Genomic DNA, 16,440 nt, shown 5'->3' with positions numbered 1-16,440 from the left:
AGTAAGGAATAAAGATAAAAGACTTATGGTCTTTATTCCTTGTTCTTTAATCTTTTTTCTCTATTTAGCTATTCATAGACACTAAAAACTCTTCATTAGATTTTGTTCCTCTAACTTGAGTAAGTAAGAATTCCATTGCTTCTTGCGAATTCATATCTGCTAAGTGGTTTCTTAAAATCCAAACTCTTTGTAGCGTTTCTTTATCTAACAATAAATCGTCTCTTCTAGTGCTTGAAGCTGTAAGATCAATAGCAGGGAAGATACGTTTGTTAGAAAGTTTTCTATCTAATTGAAGTTCCATGTTACCGGTTCCTTTGAATTCTTCGAAGATAACCTCATCCATTTTAGAACCTGTATCAGTTAATGCAGTAGCTAAAATAGTTAAAGAACCACCGTCTTCTATATTTCTGGCTGCCCCAAAGAATCTTTTTGGTTTGTGTAAGGCGTTAGCATCAACACCACCAGAAAGTATTTTACCAGACGCTGGTGCTACAGTATTGTATGCCCTTGCTAAACGAGTGATAGAGTCTAATAGGATAACTACATCATGGCCACACTCTACCATTCTTTTTGCTTTTTCTAATACGATGTTAGCAATCTTAACATGTCTTTCAGCAGGTTCATCAAAAGTTGATGAAACCACCTCAGCTCTTACGTTTCTGGCCATATCAGTTACCTCTTCCGGACGCTCATCAATCAATAAAATAATTAAATAAACTTCTGGATGGTTAGCTGCAATAGCGTTGGCAACTTCTTTAAGTAAGTTTGTTTTACCTGTTTTAGGTTGCGCTACAATTAAACCACGTTGGCCTTTTCCTATTGGTGTAAACAAATCCATAATTCTGGTAGAGTAATCTCCAGGTTTAGTGAATAAGTTTAATCTTTCTGAAGGGAAAAGTGGCGTTAAATAATCAAAAGGAACACGGTCTCTTACTTCGGCAGGTACTCTACCATTGATAGATTCTACCCTTACCAAAGGGAAATATTTTTCACCTTCTTTAGGTGGTCTTATACTGCCTCTAACGGTATCGCCAGTTTTTAAACCAAAAAGTTTAATTTGTGATTGAGAAACATAAATATCATCAGGAGAGGTTAGGTAGTTATAGTCAGAAGATCTTAAAAAACCATATCCATCAGGCATAATTTCTAGTACACCTTCATTGGTAATCACATTATCAAAATCAAAGGCAGATTCTTGAGCTCTTTGTCTTCCGTTGGTATTAGGTAATCTATCTTTCTGATTTTTTTGATCAGCTTTAGCTTCCTGAGAAATAGTTTCTGTGTTTTCTGCTACAGCTACTTCTGCTTCAACTTCTTTTTTAGGAGCTTTTTCTACAGCTACTTTTTCCGCTTTAACGGGCTGCTCTGGATGATCAAATAAAGATACTTCTTGTGCCGGACTTAAATCTTTTTTAGATTTCACCTCAACCGGAGCGGCTTTAACTGTACGAGCTCTTTTTTTAGGCTTTTCTTCTGTTACAACTGCATCTTCCACTAAACCTGCCGATTTTGCAGCATTTATAAGTTCGTGTTGTTCTTTGATTTTTGTAATCAATTCTGCTTTACGCAATTCTTCGGTATTATCTACTCCAAAGCTTTTTGCGATTTCACGTAGCTCTGAAACAAGCTTATCGTTCAATTCGTTTATATCAAACATTCAAAATGAATTATGTTCAAGGATTTTATTGTTAGAATTTACCCCTTAAGCTTTTGTTAAGATTTCTAAGATTTGATATTAGAAAAACTAAAAAAAATCCGTAGACAAGGATAAATTGAGATTTCTCTGCAATTGTAGATATTTATTTTTTAAGTTCAAATTTTTTTGCAATTATTTTTTCAAATACTTAGCTATTTTTTAACAAATTTGCAGCCAAAACCAAAAGAGGTCATGAACAAAGCAGAAATTATAAGAGAAATAAAATCAAAAAAATCTTTTTTAAGTATTGGCCTCGATACAGATATCACCAAAATTCCTAAGCATTTACACAGATACGATAATCCAGTTTTAGAATTTAATAAACAAATTATTGATGCTACAGCGGATCTTTGTATCTCTTACAAGATTAACACTGCTTTTTATGAGTGTAATGGTTTAAAAGGTTGGGAATCTTTGATTAAAACTTACCAGTACCTGCCTAAAAATACTTTTTCTATAGCTGATGCCAAAAGAGGAGACATAGGCAATACATCTTCTATGTATGCAAAAGCTTTTTTTGATGAAAGCGCCTCTGAAATGAGTTTTGATGCGGTAACAGTTGCACCTTATATGGGTAAAGACTCTGTAAGTCCATTTCTTAATTTTAAAGGTAAATGGACAATCTTACTAGCTTTAACATCTAATGAGGGAAGTCATGATTTTCAGCGCTTAAAAGATCATGATGTGATGCTTTTTGAGCATGTTATCAAAAAATCACAGGAATGGGCAACAGATGAAAATATGATGTATGTAGTTGGTGCTACCAGGGGAGAAGCTTTTTTAGAAATCAGAAAACATGCTCCCCATCACTTTTTGTTGGTGCCAGGTGTTGGCGCACAAGGAGGTTCTTTAGCCGATGTTTGTAAATACGGGATAACAGCTGATTGCGGTTTGATTGTTAACTCTTCCAGAGCTATTATTTATGCATCAAACGGAGAAGATTTTGCAGAAGCAGCAAGAGCACAAGCCTTATTGGTACAAAAAGAAATGGCTGCCGAGCTGCAAAAAATAGGTATCAGTTAAACAATAAAAATTTTTAGCGTTAGAAATTAAGAGACTTATTTCAATTAAAAATAAAAATCTTAATTTTAACTATGCTTCACTATGAGAAAATTCTTCATTATATATGGAGGTTTAGACTGTTTAATTTTCATGATTTAAGGACTGTTAAAGGAGAACAGGTAGAAATAATTCATCCAGGCAATATCAATGTTGATGCTGGCCCGGATTTTTATGATGCCAAAATAAAAATAGGCAATACGCTTTGGGCAGGTACAGTAGAAATTCATTTATCTTCATCAGACTGGTTGAAACATCAACACCAGCATGATAAAGCTTATGATAATGTTGTTTTACATGTGGTTTGGGATGATGATACAGCCATACAACGCAGTGATGGAACTTATATCCCAACTTTAGTTTTAAAACATAGGGTTGAAGAAGCAACCATCCAAAAAATAGAAGGATTAGCTTGCAGTAATGAGTCAATTCCTTGTGCTGAGCAGCTTAAATTGGTTGATGAATTTTATATCAAGCAATGGTTAGATAGGATGGTGGTAGAAAGGTTGGAAGAGAAATCGGCTTATTTTGAAGCCCTGCACAAGCAATTAAAAGGGAGTTGGGAAGATACTTTTTATATAGGCTTAGCAAGAAGTTTTGGTTTTAAAGTAAATAGTTTGCCTTTTGAGTTGTTGGCAAAAAATCTTCCTCAGCAAATTTTGGCCAAGCATAAACAAAACAGTTTACAAATAGAAGCTTTAATTTTTGGGATGTCTGGTTTGTTGCATGAGCGTTATCGGGATGAATATCCGAAAAAGTTAAAAGCAGAATTTGATTTTCTTCGCCAGAAATATCAATTAAATCCTTTAGAACCATCGGTATGGAAATTTTCTAAAACAAGACCAGATAATTTTCCAACCATTAGACTGGCACAGTTTGCAGCTTTAATTAATCAATCTCAGCATTTATTTTCTAAAGTAACAGCAACATCAGATGTAAAAGCTTTAAAAGTGTTGTTTAGTGATTTAAACGTTCATCCTTATTGGGCAAATCATTATCTTTTTGATGAAGAAGCGGTAAAAGCATCAAGAAACATTGGTGACGCGTCGGTTAATCATATCTTAATTAATACCATAGCACCTTTGTTGTTTAACTACGGAAAGCAAATATCAAATCCTAAATTTGTTGATTATGCAACTACTTTACTAGAGAACGTTAAGGCCGAAAAAAATGTTATTATCGATAATTTTACCAATATTGGACTTAAAATTGATAGTGCTTCTGAATCACAGGCGGTTATACAATTAAAAAAATACTATTGTGATGAAAAAAAATGCTTAAATTGTGGGATTGGAATTAAAATTTTAAAAGTGTAAAAACATGTTTCAACGTATGATTACTTTTTTTGAAAGGCATTCTTTTGGGGTTTGTACCTATCTGGGTGAGCGGTTCCATATCTCCATTGCCAAAATAAGACTGTTTTTTATTTACAGTTCTTTTTTAGCTGTAGGTTTTCCTATTATATTTTATTTTTTAGCTGCATTTACTTTAGATATACGCAGTTACGTAAGAAAAATAAGGCTAAAATATTGGGATATTTAAACACCTAGTATCTCTGCTATTTCTAAGAAACCTTTATCCCGGGCAAGGTCGGCAGGTAATTTGCCGCCTTCCATTCTAACATCTACATGTGCACCTTTTTCTAATAGCATAATAATAAGTTCTATATTACCATTTTGTGCAGCAGAGTGTAAAGGAGTGATGCCAGATTGTTGTACCACGTTTACAGCAGCACCATTTTCTAGTAACATACGACAGATGTTGGTATAGTTGCCTGCCGCAGCAGAATGTAAAGGGAGAACTTTATATGTATTATTGGCAGGTAAATTTACATCTGCACCTTTTAAAACCAGATAGCGGGCTATTTCCTCATTACCAAAATAACAAGCCAAACCTAAAGCTGTAAAACCATCCTCAGAAAAATCATTTATAATATCTGGATTTTGGAATACTTTATGGGCTACAGTATCAAATTTATCGGCAGAGCAAGCTTCAAAAAAACTGATATCATCAGAAAAATCAAGAAATAATTTAATAAGACGATGTTTTTTATAGTAACAGGCTAACATAAGTGGAGATACGCCAAGACTAGTTTCTTCTTTTAAAGCAAGCGGGTTTTGCGCTAAATAAGCTTTAATATCCTCTTCGTTGTCTTTTATTATTAAATCTTCTAAGCCGTAATGCTGCATGTTTCTATCTAATAAAGAATAATATTAGTGCATAATTTTTTAACTTCCAACAAATAGTTGGATAATTAAATTTAGATGATGATAAATTCTAAATAAAAAGCTGATAATTTTATAAAAGCTTTTGCTTTAAATTATATTTGTTCCTGAAGTAAAACTTATAAGAATGCCCATAAGAGGAAATCAGTTTAAAACCAATACGTTTAGAGAGGAGAGAAAGCCGGCTGCCGATGCAGAGGGAGGTTTGCCCTATAAAAAGGAAAAGAAAGAGTATTTTCCGGCCATAAGTTTTAATAATGACCGTTTTGTAAAGATTGTAGGTTTGTTTTTACTCCTATTAGCTATATATTTTGCTGTAGCTTTTAGCTCTTATTTATTTACTTGGGAAGAAGACCAAAGTTATGTAAGTGATGCCAATGGCGGCTGGACAAATTTGTTTAAAACAGCCGAAGAATTAGCTTCAAACGGAGTTTTAAACCCTGATATACAAAACTGGGCTGGTAAATTGGGTGCGTTATTGGCCCATCAATTTATCTATAAGTGGTTTGGTATCGCTTCTTTCTTATTCATCTTCATTTTTGTTGTTTTAGGCTACAGATTGCTGTTTAAGGTAGTACTTTTTCCTGTATCAAGAGTTTTTGGCTATAGTTTCTTCTTGCTAGTTTATACTTCTTTGTTTATTGCCTATTTTCATCATTTTATTGCAGAATATCCTCACTTTTTAGAAGGAGAGTTTGGATTTTATCTCAATCAAATATTGGTTGCGCAAATAGGTTCTGCGGGTGTGGGCGGCTTATTGGCATTTGCTGGTTTAAGTACTTTGGTTATTGCTTACAATATTGATTTTAATTTACCAGAGAAAAAAATTAAAGCTCATCAAGAACAAGAAATAGAAGAAGAGCTGGAGGAAGAAGGTGATATCGCAAACATCAGATTTGCAAAACCAGAAATTGAAGAAGAATATCCATCAGAGCCGGTGGAGTTCCCACTAAACACAAAGAGGCAACAACAGGAAGTCATCATCCCAACAAAAGCTTCTATAGAAATAGAAGAACCAAAAGAAGAAAATATTGTTCAGGAGTTCGAAACACCTATAAATCAGTTGTTAAAAGAACAGCCGATAAGAAATACGCCTAATCTGGATTTGGAAACCATTATACCAACGGTAACAGAGCCAGAGGAAGAAGTAGAACTGATGGTAGAAAAAACACCAGAGGAAGCTAAAGCAGAAGAATTGGTAGAACAATTTGGTGCTTTTGACCCAACATTAGAGCTTTCTTCGTATAAAAATCCAGTTTTAGATTTATTAGAGCAATACGGTAGCAATAAAATTTCTGTTGACGCAGAAGAGCTAGAGTCAAACAAAAATAAAATTGTTGAGACCCTTAATAACTATAATATCGAGATAGAAAAAATTAAGGCTACTATTGGTCCAACGGTTACTTTATATGAAATAATCCCTGCACCGGGGGTACGTATCTCTAAAATTAAAAACCTAGAGGATGATATTGCATTAAGTTTAGCTGCTTTAGGTATCAGGATTATTGCACCAATGCCAGGAAAAGGAACTATTGGTATTGAGGTTCCTAACCAGCACCCGGAAATGGTTTCTATGCGTTCTATCATCGCTACAGAAAAATTCCAAAATACTACGATGGATTTACCTATTGCCTTAGGTAAAACTATCTCTAATGAAGTTTTTATTGCCGATTTAGCCAAAATGCCACACATGTTGGTAGCTGGGGCAACTGGGCAAGGTAAATCTGTAGGTATTAATACCATATTGGTTTCTTTACTTTATAAGAAGCATCCATCGCAGCTAAAACTGGTATTGGTAGACCCTAAAAAGGTGGAGTTAAGTTTGTTTAGAAAGATAGAAAGACATTTCTTGGCTAAGCTTCCTGGGGAAGAAGATTCTATCATAACCGATACAAAAAAAGTTATCCATACTTTAAATTCTTTGTGTGTAGAGATGGATCAGCGATATGATTTACTGAAAGATGCGGGGGTAAGAAATTTAAAAGAGTATAACGAGAAATTTATCAAGCGTAAGCTAAACCCAAACAATGGACACCGCTTTTTACCGTTTATTGTTTTGGTGATAGATGAGTTTGCAGATTTAATGATGACCGCAGGAAAAGAGGTAGAAACACCAATTGCCAGATTAGCACAATTAGCCAGAGCTATTGGTATCCACTTGGTTTTAGCTACACAAAGGCCATCGGTAAACATCATTACAGGTACTATTAAAGCCAATTTTCCGGCAAGGTTGGCCTTTAGGGTTACCTCTAAAATAGACTCGAGAACCATTTTAGATTCTGGAGGTGCAGACCAACTGATAGGGAAAGGAGATATGTTATTATCTACCGGTAGCGATTTAATTCGTTTACAATGTGCTTTTGTTGATACGCCAGAGGTAGATAGGGTAACCGAGTTTATTGGTAACCAAAGAGGATACTCATCGGCTTATTTATTGCCTGAATATGTTGGAGATGATAGCGACCCTGGTAGTGTGAAAGATTTTGATCCATCAGACCGCGACCCTATGTTTGAAGATGCTGCTCGTTTAATTGTGATGCATCAACAAGGTTCTACGTCTTTAATCCAGCGTAAGCTTAAATTAGGATATAATAGAGCCGGTAGAATTATAGATCAGCTAGAAGCTGCAGGGGTAGTAGGGCCTTTTGAAGGAAGCAAAGCGAGAGAGGTTTTAATTCCTGATGAATATGCTTTGGAACAGTTCTTGGATAATATGAACAAATAAAATTTTATGTTGAAGATGAAGATAAGCCTGTTAATTGCTGTTTTATTATTTGTTTTTAAGGGTGCTTTTGCCCAGCCAGATGCAAAAGCAAAAGCTATTTTAACCGACGTAAGTAAGAAATTTAGGAGCTATAATGTGGTGAAAGCAGATTTTACTTATTCTTATCTAAACAGGCAAAACAACACCCGTGATAACCAAAAGGGAACTTTATACATACAATCTAAAACCAATAAATTTAAAGCTATTTTGCCTTCACAAGAGCTTATTTCTGATGGTAAGGTACAATGGACCTATCTGAAAGAGGATAAAGAGGTACAGGTTAGCGAGATTGATAATAGTCCTGATGCTTTAAACCCGGCACAAATTTTTACCATTTACGAAAAAGGCTTTAAATATGTGTATACCGGTGATGTAAAAGCCGGAGCTAAAATTTTGCATAATATAGAGCTGGCTCCGCTTAGCAACAGGTCTTTTTCTAAAATTAAATTACAAATAGATAAGCAAAGCAAACAGTTATATTCTTTCTCTGTTTTTGATAAAAATGGTAATATTTACGCTTATACCATCCAAACTTTTGTACCTAATGTAAAAGTATCACCTAGCTTATTTACATTTGAAGCAGCAAAATATCCAGGCGTTGAAGTAGTTGATTTAAGATAAATTATGTCTTTAAGCATCACCCAGCACACATTAGAAAAATTAGAAAATCTTTTAAAAGATTTTGGCTACAAAGTAAGGTACGAGAAGGGTAATTTTAAAACCGGATTTTGTATTATAGAAACCAGTAAAATGGTGGTTGTAAATAAGTTCTCCAATTTAGAAAGTAAGATAAATGCTTTGGCAGAATTAATTAAAGGCTTAGAGTTAGAGGATAGCCATTTAAGCGATAAGCAGAAACAATTTTATTACTCGTTAAAACAAACCAAACTACAATTTTGAAAGTCACGTTTTTAGGCACAGGTACATCGCAAGGAGTTCCGGTAATTGCTTGCGGTTGCGAAGTTTGTACTTCTTCGAGTGCTTATGATAAACGTTTGCGTAGTAGCATTTTGGTAAGTTCTGATGAAACCACTTTGGTGATAGACTCTGGTCCGGATTTTAGGTACCAAATGCTGCGTAACCAAATTCAGCACTTAGATGCGGTAGTTTTTACACACGAGCATAAAGACCATATTGCCGGTATGGATGATATTAGAGCTTTTAACTATAAGCAACAAGCTGCTATGGAGGTTTATGCTACAGAACAAGTTCAGCATGCGCTTAAACGCGAGTTTTATTATGTTTTCTCTGATTTTAAATACCCTGGGGTTCCGTTAGTAAATTTAAACACCATTCATGATGAGACTTTTATGGTGGGCGATATAGCACTTTTACCTATAGAGGTAATGCATTATAAGCTCCCTGTAAAAGGTTTCAGAATTAAGGATTTTACTTACATTACGGATGCGAAAACAGTTTCAGAAGAGGAGATAGCTAAGATAAAAGGGAGCAAAATATTGGTGATAAATGCTTTGCAGAAAGAAAGACATATCTCGCATTTTACTTTGGATGAGGCTATTGCTTTTGCCGAGTTGATTGGAGCTGAGGAAACTTACTTTACGCATATCAGTCATAGATTAGGCTTGCATGATGAAGTAAGCTTATTATTACCTAAAGGTATCAAATTGGCTTATGATGGTTTAAGTATTAATATTTAAAGCTTGTCTGATTTTTAAATAAAAAATTATATTTGCAGCATATACCCAGGTGGCGAAATTGGTAGACGCACCATCTTGAGGGGGTGGCGCCTTATGGGCGTGGCAGTTCGAATCTGCTCCTGGGTACTTTTTTAAGGAAATACTTTATAGATTTCTTTCCTGTGAGCTATGGTAATTAAAACTATAGTATTTTTGTCTAGTAACCTTATACCTATGCGATAATCTCCAGATTTTATACGATAATAGTCTTTATAACCCTGTAATTTTTTTATTTGCTTAACTTGAGTAAGTGATTTTGCGTTTTCAAGTTCAGTGAGAATTTTTTCTAATTTTAGTTTAATTTCTGAAACTTTAAGCTTATCAAGACTTTTTATAAAAGATTTATCAATTTTTAAATCCATTTAATCTTCAGAAATTTTCTTAAACAAAACTTCTTTTGAAACATATTTACCAGTTTCGGCTTTTTGCATCATTTCTCCAAATAATAAATCTTCCAAATCATCTGTAGAAATGGATTTTACATTATCTCCCAATTTTTTTGCAAGAGAAGCTAATATCTTTAAATTTTCGGGGTTTTTACTTTCTATTATTAATGCAGCCATTTGGGTAGTATTTATACAAATATAAGCAATAATTTATTTTAATATTTAACCAATTGAAATGGATAACACTTATACATCGTTGATGATGATCAATACTATATTTTATCGCTGTTTATACAATTTTGAGCTATAATTAATTCTATATAATTTTGTTAAAACCTATTTTAATTAGTTTCATGGCCCAAACAAGCCCACATCACCCAGACGAGTACATTGCTCAATTACCTTTAGAAAGACAAGAGGTGATGCAGAAATTAAGAACTACCATTCTGGGTAACTTACCAGAAGGATATACCGAGGAAATGAGCTATGGGATGATAGGTTTTGTTGTACCACATTCTTTATATCCAAATGGCTACCATTGCGACCCTAAATTACCTTTACCTTTCATAAGTTTGGCATCTCAAAAGAATTTTATAGCACTTTACCACATGGGTTTATATGCTGATGAAAATCTATTGCAATGGTTTAAAGAAGCTTACCCTCAACATAGTAAAGCTAAATTAGACATGGGGAAAAGTTGTATCAGGTTTAAGAAAATTAGTGAAATTCCTTTTACTTTAATAGCTGAGCTTGTACAAAAAATGAGTGTAAAGGATTGGGTTAAAATTTATGAAAGCATATACAAGAAAGGGTAGCCACTACTTTAATTAATACAAATTTATACTTTTAACACTATAAATCTATCTAGATTTTGCGCAAACGTTACAATTTCTTTTGTAACTGTTATTTGTAATTTTAATTACAAAAAGTTTCTTATTAAAATTTATTTAAAGCTATTTTTTGTAATTTTTATAATTTTAAATACATTAATTTTTTTAAAATAGACTTTCATTAATTTATCTTCTTTTTCCATCTTTATCAATTTTATATTATTGCACTTGTCCTTATAAACTTATGAAGTTGTTTATAAGGTATTTATAATATCTAAGACGCTCAAAAATTTAGAATTATAATTAACCAATTTATAACTACCACTAATTTAAGTCAAATGAAAAAAAATCTACACTCACATGGGTTTATAAAACTCACTCTCTTTAGCATTTTGTTATGTTTAGGATTTGAAACTTTTGCACAAATAGGGACTGGTTGGGGAACAGCTGTATCTATAGACCAACAAGTTCAATTAGAGAATTATTCAGATCCTTCTGGGGATAACACAGACTTTACCTGGCCAAGAACAAGTGCTTATATTGATGCTCAAGGTAATCCAGAATCATCAGATAACAGCGATGTTACAAGCAAGTATAATTATAATTCTTCTACTGGAGTTAGTACGTTTACACTTAAAAAGTATCCAGGTAATCGATCAGAATTACGTGTATTTGATGTTAATAGCAGCACTAGAAATTACACAAGTGGAACGCGTCAGTTTGAAGGGTATATTACAGTTGGAGATAAAATGTTTGATAATGCTATTTTCCAATTATTTGGTGGAGAAGATAACGCTACGATGTTACAAATTAGATCTAACTCTTATGATATGGATGCAGCTGATTCTAAATTTAGGATTTTTTATGATCCTAATTGTTTCGATGTTGAGGGGAACAGGGATTTAGAGTTTAATGTTGTAAATAGGAAAATTAAGTTGAATGTGATCCATATTCAACAAACCTCCTCAAATCCAGGAAAAGTTTATATACTTATTGATGATGAATTAAAGTTTTCTTTCTCTGAAGAAATAACAACGGCAAATTATTTTAAATATGGTATTTATGGAAGAGAAAATGATTCTGAAACCAATGGAATTACAAATGCTGCTGTAGTTTGGGAGGATGTAAGGATTTGGAAAGGGGGAACATTTGATCCTAATGCTAGCTCTACACCGCCTGCAGCTCCTTCAAATTTAACTGCAACAGCTGTTTCTTCAAGTCAAATCAATTTAAGCTGGACAGATAACTCTAATAATGAAACTAAGTTTTATGTTCAGCAATCAAATGACGGCGGTACAACTTGGTTTGGTATTGGTAATCCAGCAGCTAATGCTACTTCTTTATCAGTTACCGCCTTAAATGCTAATACATCTTATTCTTTCAGAGTAAGGTCAGAAATTGATGCGAGTAGGAAATCTGCTTATAGCAATACGGCTACAGCCACTACTACTGGAGCTGTACCAAATGCGCCTTCAAACTTAACAGCAACTGCAGCTTCTGCAAGTTCAATAACTTTAAGCTGGCAAGATAATTCATCTAACGAAACTAAGTTTTATGTACAGCGTTCTAGCGATAATGGCGCAACATGGGTTGGGTTAGGTAATCCAGCAGCTAATGCTACTTCATTTACCGCAACAGGTCTAAGTGCGAATACTCCATATTGGTTTAGAGTGAGGTCTGAGATAGATGCCAATTCTAAATCGCCTTATAGTAATACCGCAACAGCTACAACACAAATAGCATATTACCGTTTCAGATTAAAAGCTAATACTAATTTAGCTCTACAAAGTAATGATGCTACTATCACTACTAGTGAAAATGTTAACGTTGGAACTTATTCTTCTAGTAGTCAAACACAACAATTCCAAATTGTACCTACAGATAATGGTTTTGTAAGAATTATCCCTCGTTTAGAGAGTAGTTTCGCTCTTTCTTCTTTAGATGGTGCTGCAAATGATGGTGATAATGCAGAGTTAGATCCTTACGCTTCTTACAATCGTCAGCAATGGAAATTGGTTCCTATTGCAGGTAGTGATGCTCATAAAGTAGAATTACGATTAGCATCTGCGTACGCACTAGATTGTGCTGATGTTACACCTGTAAACGGCTCAAATGTTCAAATCTGGACTTACAACACTGCTAATACAAATTTACGCCAACAATGGGTGATAGAGCCTGCTAATGGTGGTGCTGCAATCATGGCAGCTAAAGAAAGTAGTAGGTTAAATTTATTGCAGGTAGAAGAAAGTCAAGCACAGCACTTAAGTCTTGCATTAAAGAATCAGGAGGTTGTTTTCTCTATTCCGCAAGATGGTTTTACTACAGTTAAAGTTTATAATATCAACGGTCAGTTATTAAATAGTCTGGTAGCTAAGTCTTTAACAAAAGGTGAGCACAAGATAAATTTCGACTCATCAAAATTAAAAGGTTTATATCTTATCAGATTGACTTCTGGTAATCACGTTAAAACAATTAAGGTATTGTTTTAATAGCATAAACTTCATTTTATAAGCCAGTATTATGAATAATACTGGCTTATTTTTTTATATCAATTAAAAATCTTATTATACTTATTCCTATACGCGATAGGCGTTAAGCCAGTTATTTTTTTGAAGATGGTTCTAAAGGCTTTAGTATCGGTATAACCAATATCGTACATCACTTCATGAATATTTTTACGGCTCGATTCAAAACTGCGTTTAGCATACTCCATTTTTACCCTATTGATATAGGCAAGTACCGAGTTATTGGTTGCCATTTTAAACCTCCTCTCGAAACTTCTTCTACCTAATTTTACCAAATCTGCAAGTTCATCAATGGTTATTTTTTCTTGGATATGGAGGTCTATAAAATCTTGTGCTTGTTTAATAGCTTCATCTGGATGGTTCTTTTGCCCTTGAAACATGGCAAAAGCAGCCTGACTTTCCCTGTCAATATCAACAGCGAAATATTTTGAAGCTAAAATAGCGGTTGGTCTATCCGTATATTTTTCTACCAAGTGTAATAGTAAGTTCCAATAAGAATTAGCGCCACCGCTAGAATATATGCCATTTTCTTCGGTAATGATACTACCATCAACCACTTCAACATCAGGAAACATCATCCTAAATTCATTTTGAAAACCCCAATGGGTAGAACATTTTTTACCAGCCAATAAGCCAGTAGAAGCCAGTAAAAAAGCCCCCACACATAGCGAAGCTACTTCTGCACCTTCTTGATAATGTTGTTTTATCCAAGGTAAAAGTTCTTCATTTTTAGCAATTGCGGTTTTCATATCTCCAAATAAAGCAGGTATCACCACCAAATCTGTTTGTGCCACATCTTCTAAAAGTTTTGATGTATTTACGGAAAATAAGCCATCATTAAGTTTTACTTCCTTTTTTAAACCTACCAGCTGAACTTCAAATAAAGGGCTTTTGCCCGCAGCCATCATAAACTGGTTTACTGCAGAAAATAAATACTGAGGGTCTGCAATGGCTTGCATAACCGAACTTTCTGGTACTAAGATGCTAACACGTTTCATATTAGAGGATAAAATGCTTTTTCTAAGATAAAATTATTTGTCGTAAATAACCCTTTATTTGACATTTATCCAGGTTTCCTTTTTTAAAGGAAGTACCCATATTTGTATCGTAACAACATCAAAATATAAACCTATTAAAGCTTAAGAAAATGGAAAAAGCAAAAATTACAGTTCAAGCAAATGTTAACGCCCCACTAGAAAAAGTATGGGATTATTATACCCAACCTAAGCATATCGTTAATTGGAATTTTGCCGATACTAGCTGGCATTGCCCCGCTGCAGAGAATGATATGCAGGTAGGAGGCACCTACAAAGCCCGTATGGAAGCTAAAGATGGCAGTAATGGTTTTGATTTTGAAGCAGTTTACACTGAGATAAATGAGCATAAAAGTTTTAGTTACGAATTTGGTGGTAGAATAGCTACCGTAACTCTTCAAAATTTAAATCAGCAAACGCTTGTAACTGTAACTTTTGACCCTGAAGATGAAAACCCTATTGATATGCAGCAAATAGGTTGGCAAATGATTCTAAACAATTTTAAATCTTATACAGAAGCTTCTTAAACCTTAAAAATATGAATAACCTCATTTACCCTTGCTTATGGTTTAACGGAGAAGCCAAGGCAGCAGCAATATTTTACAATGCTATATTCCCCAATTTTAAAATTTTAGATGAAAATGAATTAGTTGTGGTTTGGGAGCTAAATGGTACAAGATTTATGGGCTTAAATGGTGGTCCGCAATTTAAGTTTAGCGAGGCAGTTTCTTTTGTTATAGAGTGTGCTACACAAGAAGAAATAGACCATTACTGGGATAAGCTTACTGCCGATGGTGGCTCAGAAAGTATGTGTGGATGGTGTAAAGATAAATATGGCGTTTCTTGGCAGGTAGTACCTCAAGTATTAGGAACATTAATGTCTGACCCTAATAAAAGAGATAGAGTGGTGGCCGCATTTATGCAAATGAAAAAATTCGATATACAAACCTTAATTCAGGCAGCAAATGGTTAGCAATAAGTTTGAAATAGAAATTAATGCCTCAGCAGCACAAGTTTGGCAGGCATTAACCAATACCACTGCGTTAGACGAGTGGATGAAAAATGTTAAAGTAGAAACAGCTTGGAAAGCTGGTGCTGCCATTACCTATACCTGTTACGACGAAAATGGAGATGTATTTGTCTGGAATGGGCAAAAAATGGTTTGGGATGGTATCATCAAAGTATTTGAAGAAAATAAAGAATTTACCTGTTCTTATCCTGATAAAAGTACAGGACTGGTAGAAGAAAGCTATATTTTAGAAACCTTATCAGCTCATAAAACTAAATTGCTTCAATTACAAGTTTTTGAGCAGCAAGAAGTGGCTGATGCTTACCAAGAGGGCACTTTAGAAATGCTTAACTTACTAAAAGCTTATGTAGAAGCTCATCAACATCATGTTTAAAATTTCTGCTTATTTAAGTTTTAGAGGTAATTGCCGTGAGGCCATGTTGTTTTATCAGCATTGTTTGGGGGGCAAGCTCAGCTTTCAAACCGTAGGAGAATCTCCTATGGCAGCACAGCTACCTCAAAACATTAAGGATTTTATTTTACATGCCATGCTCATTACCGATAATTTTGCGCTCATGGCTAGTGATATCAGTCCAGAAAGCGGACTTTTAAATGGTAATGCGCTTTCGCTGATGCTGGATTGTCATCAGGAAGAAGCTATATATACCGCATTTTACCAATTATCAAAAGGAGGCATCATTAAACAAGCCCTTCAAGAAACCCACTGGGGTGCATTATTTGGCGAACTAACCGATAAATATGGCCATCATTGGATTTTAAATTTTAATAAGAACCAACAACTATAAACATCATGAAAAAAGAAAAAATTATTTACTGGGTAGCCACCAGCATCATCGCCTTATTTGAAGGTGTTATGCCTGCACTTACCTCACAAACAGAACTTGCTAAAGAAGGCATCAGGCATTTAGGTTATCCAGCGTATTTTGGAAATGCTTTAGTAGTCTTTAAAATAGTAGGCGTTTTAATCCTTATCATCCCTCAAATCCCTAAAAGAATAAAAGAATGGGCCTATGCCGGTTTTACTTTCAACTTTATCTTTGCGGCCATTAGCCACGGTTTTGTTGATGGTATCAACTTTCAAACCTTCTTCCCATTTATCATTTTAGGTATTTTAATGCTTTCTTATGTTTATTACCATAAGCTGCAAACAAGACAGGAATTTTAGGGATATTAGCCATATCTTTGACATGTAGA

Annotated in this window: 19 protein-coding genes and 1 tRNA gene; 15 read left to right on the top strand and 5 right to left on the bottom strand. The window is 34.4% G+C overall.

The features are described 5' to 3' along the window. Positions 1-64: 64 nt before the first annotated feature. Complete coding sequence (rho, locus tag H510_RS0100480) at positions 65-1,657, bottom strand: transcription termination factor Rho (protein ID WP_026902507.1); 1,593 nt, start codon at positions 1,655-1,657, stop codon at positions 65-67. 231 nt (positions 1,658-1,888) lie between these two features. On the opposite strand from rho, the gene pyrF reads away from it, so the two are divergent. From pyrF to H510_RS20450, 3 genes are all read left to right on the top strand, one after another. Next, positions 1,889-2,719 (top strand): orotidine-5'-phosphate decarboxylase, encoded by an 831-nt coding sequence (gene pyrF, locus H510_RS0100475; protein ID WP_026902506.1) that lies wholly within the window; start codon positions 1,889-1,891, stop codon positions 2,717-2,719. Between the two features lie 71 nt (positions 2,720-2,790). Then, on the top strand, positions 2,791-4,071 hold the full coding sequence (locus tag H510_RS0100470; RefSeq protein WP_026902505.1) for a DUF2851 family protein: 1,281 nt from the start codon (positions 2,791-2,793) through the stop codon (positions 4,069-4,071). A 4-nt stretch (positions 4,072-4,075) separates the two neighbouring features. Beyond that, positions 4,076-4,297, top strand: a complete 222-nt coding sequence (locus H510_RS20450) for a PspC domain-containing protein (RefSeq protein WP_026902504.1) — start codon at positions 4,076-4,078, stop codon at positions 4,295-4,297. Here H510_RS20450 and H510_RS0100460 read toward each other — a convergent pair. Next, positions 4,294-4,944: an ankyrin repeat domain-containing protein gene (locus H510_RS0100460; RefSeq protein ID WP_026902503.1), complete on the bottom strand. Its 651-nt coding sequence runs from the start codon at positions 4,942-4,944 to the stop codon at positions 4,294-4,296. The two genes, H510_RS20450 and H510_RS0100460, sit on opposite strands and share 4 nt — an antisense overlap. 163 nt (positions 4,945-5,107) lie before the next feature. Here H510_RS0100460 and H510_RS0100455 point away from each other — a divergent pair, with 163 nt between their 5' ends. The 5 genes from H510_RS0100455 (at position 5,108) to H510_RS0100435 (ending at position 9,528) form a co-directional block, all read left to right on the top strand. Further along, positions 5,108-7,705: an FtsK/SpoIIIE family DNA translocase gene (locus H510_RS0100455; RefSeq protein ID WP_026902502.1), complete on the top strand. Its 2,598-nt coding sequence runs from the start codon at positions 5,108-5,110 to the stop codon at positions 7,703-7,705. Between the two features lie 15 nt (positions 7,706-7,720). Beyond that, positions 7,721-8,365, top strand: a complete 645-nt coding sequence (gene lolA1 / locus H510_RS0100450) for an outer membrane lipoprotein periplasmic chaperone LolA1 (protein ID WP_026902501.1) — start codon at positions 7,721-7,723, stop codon at positions 8,363-8,365. A 3-nt stretch (positions 8,366-8,368) separates the two neighbouring features. Then, positions 8,369-8,644 carry a hypothetical protein gene (locus H510_RS0100445; protein ID WP_026902500.1) on the top strand — a complete coding sequence of 92 codons (276 nt, stop codon included), beginning with the start codon at positions 8,369-8,371 and terminating at the stop codon, positions 8,642-8,644. Next, a complete protein-coding gene (locus H510_RS0100440) occupies positions 8,641-9,402 on the top strand; it encodes an MBL fold metallo-hydrolase (protein WP_026902499.1) in 762 nt (253 codons plus the stop codon). The genes H510_RS0100445 and H510_RS0100440 overlap by 4 nt, the downstream gene beginning before the upstream one ends. A 43-nt stretch (positions 9,403-9,445) precedes the next feature. Continuing rightward, a tRNA-Leu gene (locus tag H510_RS0100435) sits at positions 9,446-9,528 on the top strand. Between the two features lie 5 nt (positions 9,529-9,533). On the opposite strand, the gene H510_RS0100430 is transcribed toward H510_RS0100435, so the two are convergent. Further along, on the bottom strand, positions 9,534-9,803 hold the full coding sequence (locus H510_RS0100430; protein WP_026902498.1) for a type II toxin-antitoxin system RelE family toxin: 270 nt from the start codon (positions 9,801-9,803) through the stop codon (positions 9,534-9,536). Beyond that, positions 9,804-10,004 (bottom strand): hypothetical protein, encoded by a 201-nt coding sequence (locus tag H510_RS0100425; protein WP_026902497.1) that lies wholly within the window; start codon positions 10,002-10,004, stop codon positions 9,804-9,806. It abuts the gene before it with no gap. 176 nt (positions 10,005-10,180) lie between these two features. On the opposite strand from H510_RS0100425, the gene H510_RS0100420 reads away from it, so the two are divergent. Both H510_RS0100420 and H510_RS19400 read left to right on the top strand, forming a co-directional pair. After that, a complete protein-coding gene (locus tag H510_RS0100420) occupies positions 10,181-10,642 on the top strand; it encodes a DUF1801 domain-containing protein (protein WP_026902496.1) in 462 nt (153 codons plus the stop codon). Between the two features lie 353 nt (positions 10,643-10,995). After that, positions 10,996-13,146, top strand: a complete 2,151-nt coding sequence (locus H510_RS19400; protein ID WP_081659153.1) for a fibronectin type III domain-containing protein — start codon at positions 10,996-10,998, stop codon at positions 13,144-13,146. 59 nt (positions 13,147-13,205) lie between these two features. Here H510_RS19400 and H510_RS0100410 read toward each other — a convergent pair whose 3' ends face one another. Continuing rightward, positions 13,206-14,180, bottom strand: a complete 975-nt coding sequence (locus tag H510_RS0100410) for a GlxA family transcriptional regulator (RefSeq protein WP_026902495.1) — start codon at positions 14,178-14,180, stop codon at positions 13,206-13,208. A gap of 149 nt (positions 14,181-14,329) precedes the next feature. On the opposite strand from H510_RS0100410, the gene H510_RS0100405 reads away from it, so the two are divergent. Genes H510_RS0100405 through H510_RS0100385 form a run of 5 tightly spaced genes read left to right on the top strand, consistent with a single transcriptional unit; the run spans position 14,330 to position 16,411 of the window. Beyond that, on the top strand, positions 14,330-14,743 hold the full coding sequence (locus H510_RS0100405; protein ID WP_026902494.1) for an SRPBCC family protein: 414 nt from the start codon (positions 14,330-14,332) through the stop codon (positions 14,741-14,743). 11 nt (positions 14,744-14,754) lie between these two features. Further along, positions 14,755-15,189, top strand: a complete 435-nt coding sequence (locus H510_RS0100400) for a VOC family protein (RefSeq protein ID WP_026902493.1) — start codon at positions 14,755-14,757, stop codon at positions 15,187-15,189. After that, on the top strand, positions 15,182-15,619 hold the full coding sequence (locus H510_RS0100395; protein WP_026902492.1) for an SRPBCC domain-containing protein: 438 nt from the start codon (positions 15,182-15,184) through the stop codon (positions 15,617-15,619). The genes H510_RS0100400 and H510_RS0100395 overlap by 8 nt, the downstream gene beginning before the upstream one ends. Next, a complete protein-coding gene (locus tag H510_RS0100390) occupies positions 15,612-16,031 on the top strand; it encodes a VOC family protein (protein WP_026902491.1) in 420 nt (139 codons plus the stop codon). Before H510_RS0100395 ends, H510_RS0100390 begins: the two co-directional genes overlap by 8 nt. Positions 16,032-16,036: 5 nt before the next feature. Further along, positions 16,037-16,411: a DoxX family protein gene (locus H510_RS0100385; protein ID WP_026902490.1), complete on the top strand. Its 375-nt coding sequence runs from the start codon at positions 16,037-16,039 to the stop codon at positions 16,409-16,411. Positions 16,412-16,440: the final 29 nt, after the last annotated feature.

The organism is Pedobacter glucosidilyticus DSM 23534, from assembly GCF_000425145.1.
Taxonomy (GTDB): domain Bacteria; phylum Bacteroidota; class Bacteroidia; order Sphingobacteriales; family Sphingobacteriaceae; genus Pseudopedobacter; species Pseudopedobacter glucosidilyticus.
The sequence above is the reverse complement of the archived record's forward strand: the minus strand, read 5'-3'. Positions and strand labels throughout refer to the sequence as shown.

What these genes read in the sequence shown, in the direction of transcription:
- H510_RS0100455 (WP_026902502.1), top strand. Translation starts at nt 5,108, where the DNA reads ATGCCCATAAGAGGAAATCAGTTTAAAACCAATACGTTTAGAGAGGAG.
- H510_RS19400 (WP_081659153.1), top strand. Translation starts at nt 10,996, where the DNA reads ATGAAAAAAAATCTACACTCACATGGGTTTATAAAACTCACTCTCTTT.
- H510_RS0100420 (WP_026902496.1), top strand. Translation starts at nt 10,181, where the DNA reads ATGGCCCAAACAAGCCCACATCACCCAGACGAGTACATTGCTCAATTA.
- H510_RS0100470 (WP_026902505.1), top strand. Translation starts at nt 2,791, where the DNA reads ATGCTTCACTATGAGAAAATTCTTCATTATATATGGAGGTTTAGACTG.
- H510_RS20450 (WP_026902504.1), top strand. Translation starts at nt 4,076, where the DNA reads ATGTTTCAACGTATGATTACTTTTTTTGAAAGGCATTCTTTTGGGGTT.
- H510_RS0100400 (WP_026902493.1), top strand. Translation starts at nt 14,755, where the DNA reads ATGAATAACCTCATTTACCCTTGCTTATGGTTTAACGGAGAAGCCAAG.
- pyrF (WP_026902506.1), top strand. Translation starts at nt 1,889, where the DNA reads ATGAACAAAGCAGAAATTATAAGAGAAATAAAATCAAAAAAATCTTTT.
- H510_RS0100445 (WP_026902500.1), top strand. Translation starts at nt 8,369, where the DNA reads ATGTCTTTAAGCATCACCCAGCACACATTAGAAAAATTAGAAAATCTT.
- lolA1 (WP_026902501.1), top strand. Translation starts at nt 7,721, where the DNA reads ATGAAGATAAGCCTGTTAATTGCTGTTTTATTATTTGTTTTTAAGGGT.
- H510_RS0100390 (WP_026902491.1), top strand. Translation starts at nt 15,612, where the DNA reads ATGTTTAAAATTTCTGCTTATTTAAGTTTTAGAGGTAATTGCCGTGAG.
- H510_RS0100430 (WP_026902498.1), bottom strand. Translation starts at nt 9,803, where the DNA reads ATGGATTTAAAAATTGATAAATCTTTTATAAAAAGTCTTGATAAGCTT.
- H510_RS0100385 (WP_026902490.1), top strand. Translation starts at nt 16,037, where the DNA reads ATGAAAAAAGAAAAAATTATTTACTGGGTAGCCACCAGCATCATCGCC.
- H510_RS0100460 (WP_026902503.1), bottom strand. Translation starts at nt 4,944, where the DNA reads ATGCAGCATTACGGCTTAGAAGATTTAATAATAAAAGACAACGAAGAG.
- H510_RS0100395 (WP_026902492.1), top strand. Translation starts at nt 15,182, where the DNA reads ATGGTTAGCAATAAGTTTGAAATAGAAATTAATGCCTCAGCAGCACAA.
- rho (WP_026902507.1), bottom strand. Translation starts at nt 1,657, where the DNA reads ATGTTTGATATAAACGAATTGAACGATAAGCTTGTTTCAGAGCTACGT.
- H510_RS0100410 (WP_026902495.1), bottom strand. Translation starts at nt 14,180, where the DNA reads ATGAAACGTGTTAGCATCTTAGTACCAGAAAGTTCGGTTATGCAAGCC.
- H510_RS0100425 (WP_026902497.1), bottom strand. Translation starts at nt 10,004, where the DNA reads ATGGCTGCATTAATAATAGAAAGTAAAAACCCCGAAAATTTAAAGATA.
- H510_RS0100405 (WP_026902494.1), top strand. Translation starts at nt 14,330, where the DNA reads ATGGAAAAAGCAAAAATTACAGTTCAAGCAAATGTTAACGCCCCACTA.